General features: G+C 67.6%; 9 protein-coding genes. 5 read left to right on the forward strand and 4 right to left on the reverse strand.

Features of this window, described 5'->3' with window-relative positions; genetic code table 11:
- Positions 1–53 precede the first annotated feature (53 nt).
- Positions 54–2,054: an arabinofuranosyltransferase gene (locus DFQ14_RS12670; protein ID WP_114453451.1), complete on the forward strand. Its 2,001-nt coding sequence runs from the start codon at positions 54–56 to the stop codon at positions 2,052–2,054.
- Between the two features lie 112 nt (positions 2,055–2,166).
- On the opposite strand, the gene DFQ14_RS12675 is transcribed toward DFQ14_RS12670, so the two are convergent.
- Together DFQ14_RS12675 and dnaE are read right to left on the reverse strand one after the other, a co-directional pair.
- Positions 2,167–3,402 carry a cytochrome P450 family protein gene (locus DFQ14_RS12675; RefSeq protein WP_114453452.1) on the reverse strand — a complete coding sequence of 412 codons (1,236 nt, stop codon included), beginning with the start codon at positions 3,400–3,402 and terminating at the stop codon, positions 2,167–2,169.
- 123 nt (positions 3,403–3,525) lie between these two features.
- Positions 3,526–7,125 carry a DNA polymerase III subunit alpha gene (gene dnaE / locus DFQ14_RS12680; protein WP_114453552.1) on the reverse strand — a complete coding sequence of 1,200 codons (3,600 nt, stop codon included), beginning with the start codon at positions 7,123–7,125 and terminating at the stop codon, positions 3,526–3,528.
- Between the two features lie 448 nt (positions 7,126–7,573).
- Between dnaE and DFQ14_RS12685 the strand changes: the two genes are divergently transcribed.
- A complete protein-coding gene (locus tag DFQ14_RS12685; protein ID WP_338072610.1) occupies positions 7,574–8,185 on the forward strand; it encodes a DedA family protein in 612 nt (203 codons plus the stop codon).
- Positions 8,186–8,229: 44 nt separating this feature from the next.
- Here the strand turns inward: DFQ14_RS12685 and DFQ14_RS12690 are convergent, their stop codons facing one another.
- Together DFQ14_RS12690 and lspA are read right to left on the reverse strand one after the other, a co-directional pair.
- Complete coding sequence (locus DFQ14_RS12690) at positions 8,230–9,162, reverse strand: RluA family pseudouridine synthase (RefSeq protein ID WP_179951568.1); 933 nt, start codon at positions 9,160–9,162, stop codon at positions 8,230–8,232.
- A complete protein-coding gene (gene lspA / locus DFQ14_RS12695) occupies positions 9,159–9,773 on the reverse strand; it encodes a signal peptidase II (RefSeq protein WP_420810164.1) in 615 nt (204 codons plus the stop codon). The genes DFQ14_RS12690 and lspA overlap by 4 nt, the downstream gene beginning before the upstream one ends.
- 277 nt (positions 9,774–10,050) lie before the next feature.
- On the opposite strand from lspA, the gene gndA reads away from it, so the two are divergent.
- From gndA to DFQ14_RS12710, 3 genes are all read left to right on the forward strand, one after another.
- A complete protein-coding gene (gndA, locus tag DFQ14_RS12700; protein ID WP_114453454.1) occupies positions 10,051–11,487 on the forward strand; it encodes an NADP-dependent phosphogluconate dehydrogenase in 1,437 nt (478 codons plus the stop codon).
- 233 nt (positions 11,488–11,720) lie between these two features.
- Complete coding sequence (locus tag DFQ14_RS12705) at positions 11,721–11,996, forward strand: hypothetical protein (protein WP_114453455.1); 276 nt, start codon at positions 11,721–11,723, stop codon at positions 11,994–11,996.
- Entirely contained in the window at positions 11,993–12,427 is a 435-nt protein-coding gene (locus DFQ14_RS12710; RefSeq protein WP_114453456.1) for a type II toxin-antitoxin system VapC family toxin, read from the forward strand. The genes DFQ14_RS12705 and DFQ14_RS12710 overlap by 4 nt, the downstream gene beginning before the upstream one ends.
- Positions 12,428–12,538 lie beyond the last annotated feature (111 nt).

Below are 12,538 nucleotides of genomic sequence, written 5' to 3' on the forward strand. Positions count from 1 at the left end.
TCGACTATTCTGCGCGAGCCGGAATTGTCACCCACCGTCGAAGGACAGGCCAAGTGGCAGGGATCTTGCCGCGCCCCCAACTGACCGGGCCGAGCCCGACCGATGAGCCGCACCACGACTCGCCGGCCCGGCTGTCACTGCGCAGTACGGTGCTCGAACTGCTGCTGGGTTCCGCCGTCGCAGCGGTACTCAGCCTGGCGCTGCAATTCGTGATCGCGCGCATCGGCATCGGCGAGCCCAGCTACGCCCCCGAAGCCCTCGCCGCGGTCGGCAGCGCGGTCGTCCTCGCTCTGCTGTTCGTGTCGCTGGCTTTCGGCCACAGCAGATCACCACGGATACTGCGCCTGGTGGGTGCCTGGATGGCTCTGGCGGCGTTCAACACCCTGGCCATGGCGTTACCGCTGCAGTCCACCCGCTTCTACTTCGGCGGGTCCAGCACCGACAACGCCTTCCGGATGCAGTACCTGAGCCGGATGGCCTCCTCACCCGCACTGGCGGACATGAACTATGCCGACATCGCGCCGTACTACCCCGGTGGCTGGTTCTGGCTCGGTGGGCGTTTCGCCGACCTGATCGGCTGGGAGGGCTGGGCCGCCTACAAGCCCTATGCGCTTGCCTGGATAGCGGTGACCAGCGTGGTGGCCTTCACGCTGTGGAGCGTGCTGGTGCGGCGCAGGCTCGCACTCCTGGCGGCACTGGCCACCAGCTTGGCAGGCATGCTGCACGGCGTCATGGAGCCCTACGCGTGGCCTTCGGCGGCATGGCTACCGCCGGTGGCCGTACTCACCTGGCGTGCGTTGCGCCGTGAACAGGCCGCGCCCCGGACGCTGTTCGGCATCGGCTGCTTCGTCGGGTTCGCTGCGATCACCTACACACTGCACTTCGCTTTCAGCGTGCTGCTGATCGTCACCATGGCGGTGATCATCGGGATCTCCCGCGTCCACGAGGGCGACTCCGCCGGGGCCACCGCCAAACGGCTGTTCTTGCGGCTGCTGCCGATCGGCGTGCTCAGCGGTGCGATCTCGTTGATCGTCTGGGCCCCGTTCCTGCTCTCGGGCGGCCTGCTCCACAGCAGTGCCGCCCAGAACTACCTGCCCGAGAGCAGCGCGTTCCTGCCCGTGCCGATGACCGAGCCCAACCCGTTCGGTGTGCTGTGCCTGGCGGGGCTCGTCTGGCTGCTACTGCGGTGCCGCCACAACCACATCGCCGCCGCACTGCTCACGGTCGTGCTGTCCGTGTACTGCTGGTTCGCCCTGTCCACGCTCGCTCTCATCGTCGAGACGACTCTGCTGGCCTTCCGGCTCAACGTGATCCTCAGTACGACCCTGGCCGCCGCGGGAGCGCTCGGACTGCTGGAACTCATCGGATACCTGCGGACGGTGCTCGACACCCGCCACGCCTTCCGGATCACCGCGGTGGCGTGCACGTTCGGGCTTCTCGGTGCGATCACCATCACCCAGGCAGCGATCGGAACCGCGCTGGCTTCGCCGATCGAGGACGCCTACGAGGACTACTACCCCACCGGCACCAACGCGAAGGGGCAGCAGGACCCGGACGAACCGGGCGCCTGGCTGGACGAACTCACCACCGCGGTCGGGGACCTGACCGGGCGCAGGCCGCAGGAGAACATCCTGCTCACCACCAACTACAGCATTCTGTCCTTCGAGCCGTACTGGGGTTTCCAGCAGGAGACGCCGCACTACGCCAATCCGCTGGCCCACTACCCGGCGCGCGCGGCGGAAATCCGGGAGTGGGCCGGGGCCGACAGCACCCGCGAGTTGCTGCGGATGCTGGACCGCAGCGAGTTCAAGCCGCCGAACGTGTTCATCCTGCGGCACGAGCCGAAGCAGGACGACCAGGACACCGCGGCAGACGGCGACGGCTCGAACAGGCCCCTCGGTGAGGGCAAGCTCGCGCTGACGCTGAAGGCCGACGCGTTCCCGCAGCAGCCGAACGTGCGCAACTACACCGTGCACTTCGACGCGGCGGTGTTCGACTCCCCCGCCTTCGCGCAACGCGAGGTCGGCCCCTACACCGTCATCGCCCTGCGGTGACGGTGTGGGGAGTGCTTCCACCATGGCCTGGCGCAGTGGTCGGTGAACCGCCTTCTCAGATGGCGCCTTGCGGCTTTGGAGGCCACATCGGGGAGGGCAGCGCCCGGCCGGATCAGTTCAATCGCACCGGCAGGGTCTCCAGTCCGCGCATCAGAGTGCTGAAGCGCCACCGGACGTCGTCGTGAGGAGCGGCCGGCGACAGGTTCGGGAACCGCTCGATCAGCCGCCGCACGGCGACCTGCCCCTCCAGCCTGGCCAGCGGTGCGCCGACGCAGAAGTGGATACCGTGCCCGAAAGCCAGATGTCCCGAGGTGGAGCGGTCCAGGTCGAACTCCTGCGCCCCGGCGTACTTGTCCTCGTCGCGATTGGCCGAACTCAGCGACACGAGGACGAGTTCCCCCTCGGGGATCTCCACGTCTCCCATCGTCACGGCTTCGGCGGTGAAGCGCAGTGTGGCCAGGTTGACCGGCCCGTCGTAGCGCAGGGTCTCCTCCACGACATCGGAAACCCGAGCCGGGTCGGCCCGCACCGCCGCGAGCTGATCGGGATTGCGCAGCAGTGCGAGCACACCGTTGCCGATCAGGTTCACCGTCGTCTCGTGCCCGGCGACCAGCAGCAGGAACACCATGCCGACCAGTTCCTGCTCGCCGAGCCGGTCGGAGTCCTCACTGGCCTCGATCAATGCGGTGAGCAGATCATCGGCCGGTTCCCGACGCTTCCGTGCGATCAGCTCGACGAGGTAGGTGGACATCGCCCCCGCTGCCTGCCGGGCCGATTCGGGGTCACCTCCCACCAGCGAGTTCGACCACGTACGGAACTCGTCCCTGCGTTCCTCGGGAACCCCCAGCAGCTCACAGATCACCCGGATCGGCAGCGGAAACGCGAACTCGTCGAGCAGGTCCACATCGGACATGTCCGACGCCTTCGCCGCCATCGCCTCCAGCAGCTCCGCGGTGATCTCCTCGATCCGAGGGCGCAGTGCCTCCACCCGGCGAGCGGTGAACGCCTTCATCACCAGCTTGCGCAGGCGTGTGTGGTCCGGCGGATCCATGTTGAGCATGTGCGCCTGGATCGAGTCGGCGAACTCCGGCCGCGGCTTCCCCTGTTGGGCGTGGCCGTCCATCACGGCCCCCATCCGCCGAAAGTCCTTGCTGAACCGGGAATCGGCCAGCGCCGCCCGCGCCTCGGCGTAACGGGTGATCACCCACACCGGCATCCCGGTCACCGTGAGCACACGCTGCGCGGGCGCGTCGGCGCGCATGTGTGCATACCGCACGTGCGGGTCCTGCACGAACTCGTCGTCGAGCACGGGAGTCTCGGCGTGCGGGCATCGCCGGGTGGTGGACATGTGAGCCTCTCCGGATCGGCAGCGCCCTACACCACTCAGTCAACCCTGTTCAGCCACAGCTGTCACGCGGACGGAACGCGATACCGGTCGAAGCATCACGGTCGGCGGACACACCGCGTCGGATCACACCGAGTCGAAGCATCCGGCACCGAGCAGGCCCTTCAGCTCACCCTGCAGACCGTTGTCGGTGGACACGAAGTAGTCGCTGGACAACGCAAGACGGGTGACACCGCGGGGGCCCTGCACCTTGACGTGCACGGGCACGGTTCCCGAATGCGCCTGCAGGGTGCGCTTGAGCTCCGTCACCAACGGCCGGTCCACCTTGCCCGCGGGTACCTTGATGACGAACGCCGGATCCGCCCCCGGGTCGGTCTCCGCGGAGGAGATGTCCACCGGCACGGCGTCGGAGGCGAACACGCTGATCGCGCCCTCGCGCTCGTTGATCCTGCCCTTGACGGCGATCGCCGTGTCCTCGACCAGGCAATCGGAGAACATCTCGTAGGACTTCGGGAAGAACAACACCTCCACGCTGGCGTCGAGGTCCTCCAGGGACACGATCGCCCAGGGATGCCCGTTCTTGTTGATCCGCCGCTGGATGCCGGAGATCATGCCCGCGATCCTGACCTGCGGATCCTTGCCTTCCTTGGTGCCGCTCTCGGATCGGTCCCCGCCGACCAGTTCGGCGATACCGGTGTCCTGGTAGGGAGCCAGCAGCCGCTCGGCACCGTCGAGCGGGTGCGCCGAGACGTACAGCCCGAGCATCTCGCGTTCATAGGACAGCAGCTGCTTGCGCGGCCATTCCTGCGAGGTGAACGTCAAATGCGCCAGCGGCGAAGCGTCCGCACCGTCCTGGGCGGAGGGGTCCGAGCCGAACAGGTCGAACTGGCCGAGTGCTTCCTGGCGCTTGAGACCGATGACGGCGTCGACCGCCGCCTCGTGCTGCTGCGTCAACGCCATGCGGGTGTGGCCGAGCGAGTCGAAGGCACCGGCCTTGATCAACGACTCGATGACCCGTTTGTTGCAGGCGACGGTCTCGGACTTGTCCAGGAAGTCGGTGAAGGACTGGTAGCGGCCCTTCTCCTCGCGCACCTTGCAGATCGACGACACCACGTTCGTCCCGACGTTGCGTACGGCACTCAAACCGAAACGCACATCGGAACCGACCGGAGTGAAGGTGTCCCGCGAGTCGTTGACATCCGGAGACAGCACCCGAATGCCCATCCGGCGGCACTCGCTGAGATAGACCGCCATCTTGTCCTTGTTGTCGCCGTTGGCGGTCAGCAGTGCGGCCATGTACTCGGCCGGATAGTTCGCCTTGAGGTAGGCGGTCCAGTACGCCACCAGCGCGTACCCGGCAGCGTGGGACTTGTTGAACGCGTACCCGGCGAAGGGCAGCACCGTGGTCCACAGCGCGTTGATGGCCTCCTCGGTGTAGCCGTTGCCGACCATCCCCCGGTGGAACCTCTCGAACTCCTCGTCGAGAACTTCCTTCTTCTTCTTGCCCATGGCACGGCGCAGCATGTCGGCCTGTCCCATGGTGTAGCCGGCCACCTTCTGCGCGATGGCCATGATCTGCTCCTGATAGACGATCAGGCCGTAGGTCTCGGCGAGGATGTCGCGCAGTGGCTCTTCCAGCTCCGGGTGGATCGGCTCGACGGGCTTGCGGCCGTTCTTGCGGTCGGCGTAGTCCAGGTGCGCGTTGACCTCCATCGGGCCGGGCCGGTAGAGGGCGTTGGCGGCCACGATGTCGGTGAACTCGGTCGGTCGCAGGCGCTTGAGCAGCTCGCGCATGCCGCCGCCCTCGAGCTGGAACACGCCCAGGCTCTCCCCGCGCGCCAGCAGTGAGTAGGTGTTGGGGTCGTCGAGCTCCAGCGTGGACAGGTCGATCTCGAGGTCGTGGTTGGTGCGGACCGATTCCAGGGCGTCACCGAGGATCGTCAGGTTCGACAATCCCAGGAAGTCCATCTTGAGCAACCCGATGGCCTCACAGCTCGGATAGTCCCAGCCGGTGATCACCGAGCCGTCGTCGCGCATCCACAGCGGCACCGTGCCCATCAGCGGCTGGGAGGACAGGATGACCGCGCACGCATGCACGCCCGCGTTGCGGATCAGGCCTTCCAATCCCCGGGCGGTGTCGAAGATCTGCGATACGGACTGGTCGGATTCGATGAGGCCACGCACCTCGGCGGCCTCGGCGTAACGTTCGTGCTCGGGGTCGGTGATGCCGGACAGCGGAATGTCCTTGGCCGCCACCGGTGCGGGCAGTGCCTTGGAGATCTTGTCGGCGATGGCGAAGCCGGGCTGGCCGTGGTGCACCCGAGCGGCGTCCTTGATCGCGGCCTTGGTCTTGATCTTGCCGAAGGTGATGACCTGGGCGACCTTGTCCTTGCCGTACTTGTCGATGGCGTACTGCAGCACCTCGTCGCGGCGGCGGTCGTCGAAGTCGAGGTCGATGTCCGGCGGCGAGTCGCGCTCGGGATTGAGGAAGCGCTCGAAGATCAGCCCGTGCGCGATCGGGTCGAGGTTGGTGATGTGCAGAATGTAGGCCAGCAGCGAGCCCGCCGCCGAGCCGCGGCCGGGACCGACGTGGATCCCCTCCGATTTCGCCCACCGGGTGACGTCGCCGACGACGAGGAAGTACGCGCAGTAGCCCTTGGTGTCGAGCACGTCGATCTCGAGCTTGATGCGCTCGCGGTATTCCTCGGTGACGCCGTCCGGGAAGCGGCTGGGCAGGTAGTGCTCGACTTCCTCTTCCAGTGCGTCGCGCTCGGTCTTGCCCGCCTCGACGGTCACGCGCGGCATCCGATCCCGAAACGACCACACGTCCTCGTAGGACTCGACCATGTCGGCCACCAGCAGCGTGTTGTCGGCCGCACCGGGTACCTGGGCGTCCCAGTAGTCGCGCATCTCCTGGGCGGACTTGAGGTAGTAGCCGCTGCCGTTGAGCTGGAAGCGGTCCTCGTCGTTGAGGGTCTTGCCGGACTGCACGCACAGCAGCGCGTCGTGCGACTCGGCCTGATCGGCGGTGACGTAGTGGCTGTCATTGGTGGCCAACGGCTTGAGGCCGAGTTCGGATCCGATCTTGAGCAGGTCCTCGCGGACGAACTGCTCGATCTCCAGACCGTGGTCCATCAGCTCCAGGAAGAAGTTCTCCTGACCGAAGATGTCGCGGAAGTCCGAGGCGGCCTGCAGCGCCTCGCGGTACTGCCTCAGCCGCAGCCGGGTCTGTACCTCGCCGGACGGACATCCGGTGGTGGCGATGATCCCCTCGGCGTGCTCGGCGATCAACTCCCTGTCCAGACGAGGCTTCCTGTACTGCCCCTCGAAGCTGGCACGGCTGGACAGGGTGAACAGGTTGCGCAGGCCGGTGGCATTGCGGGCCAGCATCGTCATGTGCGTGTAGGCACCCGCGCCCGAGACGTCACCGCCCTCGCCGTACTCGTCGGTGGTGCGCTGCTTCGCCTCCCCCCAGAACACCGGCTTCTTGTGGTAGCGGCTGTACGGCGCGACGTACGCCTCGATGCCGACGATCGGCTTGATGCCCGCCTTCTTCGCCTGCTGGTAGAACTCGTCCGCGCCGAACATGTTGCCGTGGTCGGTCATGGCCACGGCCGGCATCTCGAGCCGCTGCGCCTCGGCGAACAGGGCACCGACCTTCGCCGCACCGTCCAACATCGAGTACTCGGTGTGCACGTGCAGGTGAACGAAGGGGTCAACGGCCACGATGAGTTCTCCCTTCCGAGAGCGGGTAGCGCTCGCATTCACGATGTGACGGCCGGCGCGGATCGACACCTGCTCTCCGTGGTGGATACCGGGCAGCGTGGATTCCGGCGCCGTTCCGGCCAGACTAACCCCGACGGCCGACGGGCACGGAGACCTCCCCGGGCGCGTCGTGCCGGGGAGATCAGGTAGTGCTCGACGGGTGACGACGTTCACCACACACCACCGTAAGTGTCTCTGGTATTGGTGGCGGAGGACGGTACGACGGTCCCGGCGACGAGCAATGCACCCCCACCTGGGGCAACACCGGTCCACGGGGGCCGACGATCGGGGAATGTTCCGGGCGATCCCCGACGCGGCGTCCGCCGGAGACCACCCAAGGTGGTACCGCAGCGCCGAAACCAGCAGTGAGCGCGGTCGAGCGAAGCGGCCGGGACCGGGGGATGTGATCGTGAGCAGCATCATCAATCTCGCCCACAGCGTGATGGGCTCGCCGTGGATCTACCTGGCGGTCTTCGTGTTCGTGGCGATCGATGCGTTCTTTCCGACCATCCCCGGTGAGACCCTGGTGGTCACCTCGGGGGTGTTCGCGGCGACCGGTCACCCCGACCTCTTCGCGGTCGCGGCGGTCGCGGCAGCCGCGGGCTTCGCGGGCGATCACGTGTCCTACCACATCGGGCGCTCCGCAGGCGGCCGCCTGCTCGATCGGACCCGGCCGGGAAGCCGGCGGCGCAAACCGTTCGACTGGGCACAGCGGGCGCTGCACACGCGCGGCGGCTCGGTACTGATCGTCTGCCGGTTCATTCCCGGCTGTCGGACGGCGGCCACCCTGACGACGGGATCGGTCCGCTTCCCACGCGCTTCGTTCGCCCTGTTCACCAGCATCGGAGTCGTGTGCTGGGCGACCTACTTCACCCTGGTCGGCTACGTGGGAGGGCTGGCGTTTCAGCGCAACCCGCTCCTGGGCGTCCTGCTCGGCATCGGGCTCGCCGTCCTCGTCGCCGGTGTCATCGAGGGTGTCCGTCATCTGCGCGGCAGACGGGTGCCCACCGGCACGCCGTGACCGAGTCCTTGCGGCCATCGCCGGGCCGGATCCTGTGCACGCGTTCAGTGATCCTGTTCGCGCAGCAGCTCCAGCGCCTGCTGCAGGTCTTCCGGGTAGTCGCTGTCGAAGGTGACCCGGCGGCCATCGGCGGGATGTTCGAATCCCAACGAGTACGCGTGCAGCCACTGCCTGGTGATCCCGAGCCTGCGGGCCAGCACCGGGTCGCCACCGTAGGTGAGGTCGCCGACGCAGGGGTGCTTCACGGCCGAGAAGTGCACCCGGATCTGATGGGTTCGTCCCGTTTCCAGCTTGACGTCCACCAGCGAGGCCGCGCGGAAGGCTTCCACCGTCTCGTAGTGGGTGATGCTGGGTTTGCCACCGGTGACGACCGCGAACTTGTAGTCGTGGCGCGGGTGCCGGTCGATCGGCGCATCGATCGTCCCCCTGATCGGATCCGGATGCCCCTGGACCAGCGCGTGGTAGTGCTTGTCCACCGTCCGTTCCTTGAAGGCACTTTTGAGCGCCGAGTAGGCGTACTCGCTCTTGGCCAGGACCATGACACCCGTCGTGCCCGCGTCGAGACGATGCACCACGCCCTGGCGCTCGGCAGGTCCCGAGGTCGCCAGCCGCACACCGGCCGCCGCCAGACCGCCGAGCACGGTCGGCCCCTCCCATCCCGGGCTGGGATGCACGGCCACACCGATCGGCTTGTTCACCACGACGATGTCGTCGTCCTCGTGCACGATCGTCATGCCCTCGACCGGGGCGGCGGACACCTCGACCGGCTTCTCGGCCGCGGGCAGGTCCACCTCCAACCAGGCGCCGGCCAGCAGCCGGTCCGACTTCCCGGCCGGTGCGCCGTCGAGGTGCACGTCACCGGATTCGGTCAGCGAGACCACCGCGCTGCGGGACAGCCCGAGCAGCTTGGCCAGTCCCGCGTCGACACGCATCCCGTCCAACCCGTCGGGGACGGGGAGGGTACGCAGATCACTCACGACTCGTCCTCATTCGGGCGCGGGGAACCGCCTTCCTGCTCCGCTCGGTCCTGCTTGCTCCGGCGGCGGGACACCGTGCCGTCGTAGTCATATCCCAGCAGGGACAGCAGCACGACCAGGATGCCTCCGCACACGATTCCCGAATCCGCGAGGTTGAACACGGGCCACACGCTGCCGTCCGGGGCGAACACCGACAGGAAGTCGATGACGTGGCCCTGCAATGGCGCGGGCTCCCGGAAGATCCGGTCGACCAGGTTACCGCACGCTCCCCCGAGCACCAGGCCGATCCCGACCGCCCAGCCCGTCGAGCGCAGCTTCGGGGCCAGCCAGATGATGACACCGACGACCACGATCGCCAGCAGGGCCAGCAGCCAGGTCAAGCCGGTGGCCAGGCTGAACGCGGCACCGGGGTTGCGGAACAACACCAGGTAAAGGGCACCGCCGAGCAGCTTGACCGGCGGCTCGCCCGCCAGATACGCCACCGCCAGGCTCTTGGTGACGACGTCGAGGGCCAGCACGATCGCGGCGATGCCGAACAGCAGCCCCAGCAGGCGCCTGCGGTTGTGGGGCGGTCGGCTTGCTTCCCCGGCTGCGGGGTGACGCTCGGACACGGTGCTCTCGGGCTGTTCGGAAGGGGACGACTCGGTGCTCACGGCGGCCATTGTCCCCGAGCGGGCACGTGCCGTTCACAGCGGCCACGCTGGGTGGCAGCCGAACTGTCGGATGTCGGTCCGACAGCGGCACGACCCTGAACCGGTCGCGGCCGCGGCTGCGCACATGCCACCACTCCTTCGGGTGGTCTCGGCGGTGGATGAGAGCAGGCGCGACATGCCGCCGCGCCGATAGCCTGGCCGGGTACCCGTTCGCCGAGAAACAAGGGACCGTGCCATGACCGAGAAGGCGCACATCGGCGTCACCGGCCTTGCCGTGATGGGGCGCAATCTCGCCCGGAACTTCGCCCGGCACGGGCACCGGGTCGCGGTGCACAACCGCAGGCGGGAGCGCACCGACGACCTCATCGAGCAGTTCGGCGGCGAGGGTTCCTTCGTGCCCGCCTACTCGCTGTCCGAACTCGTCGACGCGCTCGAACGCCCGCGCCGCCTGGTCGTCATGGTCAAGGCGGGCCGGCCCACCGACGACGTCCTCGACGAACTCGCCCCGCTGCTCGAGGAGGGTGACATCCTGGTCGACGCGGGCAACGCCAACTTCACCGACACCCGCCGCCGCGAGGCGGCGCTGGCCGAGCGTGGCCTGCACTTCGTCGGTTCGGGTGTCTCCGGCGGCGAGGAGGGCGCGCTGCACGGACCCAGCATCATGCCCGGAGGTTCGGAGGCCGCCTACCGTGAACTGGCGCCGCTGCTCGGCGACATCGCCGCGAACGTCGACGGCACCCCGTGTGTGACTCACGTCGGTTCGGACGGCGCGGGGCACTTCGTCAAGATGGTGCACAACGGCATCGAGTACTCGGACATGCAGTTGATCGCCGAGGCCTACGACCTGCTCCGGCACGGCCTCGGACGCACACCGGCCGCCATCGCCGAGACCTTCCTGGACTGGAACGCCGGGCGGCTGGACTCGTACCTCATCGAGATCACCGCGGAGGTCCTGGGACACACCGACTCCCGCACCGGCAAGCCGTTCGTCGATGTCGTGCTCGACCAGGCGGAGCAGAAAGGTACCGGCAGGTGGACGGTGCAGTCCGCCCTGGAACTGGGCACTCCCGTCAGCGGGATCGCCGAGGCGGTGTTCGCGCGGTCCCTGTCCGGCCACGCCGAACTGCGCGAGGCCGCCCAGGGGCTGCCGGGCCCCGGGGGATCAGGGGTCTCCTCCGGCGAGGCCGAACGGTTCACCGCCGACGTCGAGCAGGCCCTGTACGCGTCGAAGATCGTCGCCTACGCGCAGGGTTTCAATCAGATCCAGGCGGGCAGCGCCGAGTACGGCTGGAACATCGATCTCGGTGCGGTCGCGGCCATCTGGCGCGGCGGGTGCATCATCCGTGCCGAGTTCCTGGACCGCATCCGTGCGGCCTACGCGGCGAATCCAACCCTGCCGACCCTGCTCACCGATTCCGGGTTCCAGCAGGCCCTGGGCGAGGCACAGGAGTCGTGGCGCCGGGTGGTGTCCACCGCCACGAGTCTGGGCATCCCGGTTCCCGGCTTCTCGACGGCACTGGCCTACTACGACGCGCTGCGTGCCGCCCGACTGCCTGCCGCGCTGGTGCAGGGTCAGCGGGACTTCTTCGGCGCGCACACTTACCGGCGCACCGACACCGACGGGGTGTTCCACACCGAGTGGGCCGCCGACCGCACCGAGCATGAGGCGTGAGAGCGGAGTGAACGGAACTTTCACTCGCATAGAAGTAACGAAAGTTCCGTTCACTCACATCGCGTTCGGCTCAGACCTTCGCGACCGAGACCGCGATCTCGGTGCCGTCGCCGACACTGCCCGCGAAGCCGGCCGCCGGCCGCGAGGTAGCGGAGTCTCGTCGGGAGAAGGTCCTCTCCAAGGTCGTCCGCCGCTGCTTGCAGCTGCGATATCAGTGTTGATAGCATCACTGTATGTCGAATGTGCTGATCCGAGATGTCCCGCCGGACGACCTTGAGCGGATTCGATCTGCGGCAGCCGATCAGGGCACTTCGTTGCAGAACTACCTGCGGGAGACCGTGCACGCGCAGGCAGCCCACCTGCGGCGGCAGGATGCGCTCGCTGCGACGGCCGAGCGGCTCCGCGGACGCCCCGAGGTTCCCGCCGAGGAACGGAACGTGGTCCTCGATGCGATCGAGGACGCGCACAATGAGCGGGCCGACCAGCTCGGTAACCGGTCGACACCGTGATCGTCGACGCATCGCTGGTGATCGATGCCATTGGTGATCCCGGGGCGCGAGGGGTGGCGGCCCGCAGCGCATTGGCAGCCCAGCCGGCCACCGAACCCTTGACTGCACCGGGGCATTTCGCGTTCGAGGTCATGTCCGGACTTCGGGCGGCCGCGAACAGGCCGAACCACCCGATGCGCGATGCAGACCTGACACAGGCGTTGCGCGACGCCGAGGCTCTCGAGATTCGGATCGAGGCAACATCGTGGTCCGATGTGCAGCGGGCCTGGGCGCTCGCGCAAGCATCCCTGCGCTATGCCGACGCAATCTACGTAGCGACCGCCGAGCGGTACCGCACGGCACTGTTGACTGCCGACGCCCGCATCAAGCGCTCCGGCGCACCGATCACGTGCGAAATCATTACCATCGCCCCCACCGGGCACGAGGCGTGAGAGCGGAGTGAACGGAACTTTCACTCGCATAGAAGTAACGAAAGTTCCGTTCACTCACATCGCGTTCGGCTCAGACCTTCGCGACCGAGACCGCGATCTCGGTGCCGTCAC

The organism is Halopolyspora algeriensis (assembly GCF_003337235.1).
Taxonomy (GTDB): Bacteria; Actinomycetota; Actinomycetes; order Mycobacteriales; family Pseudonocardiaceae; genus Haloactinomyces; species Haloactinomyces algeriensis.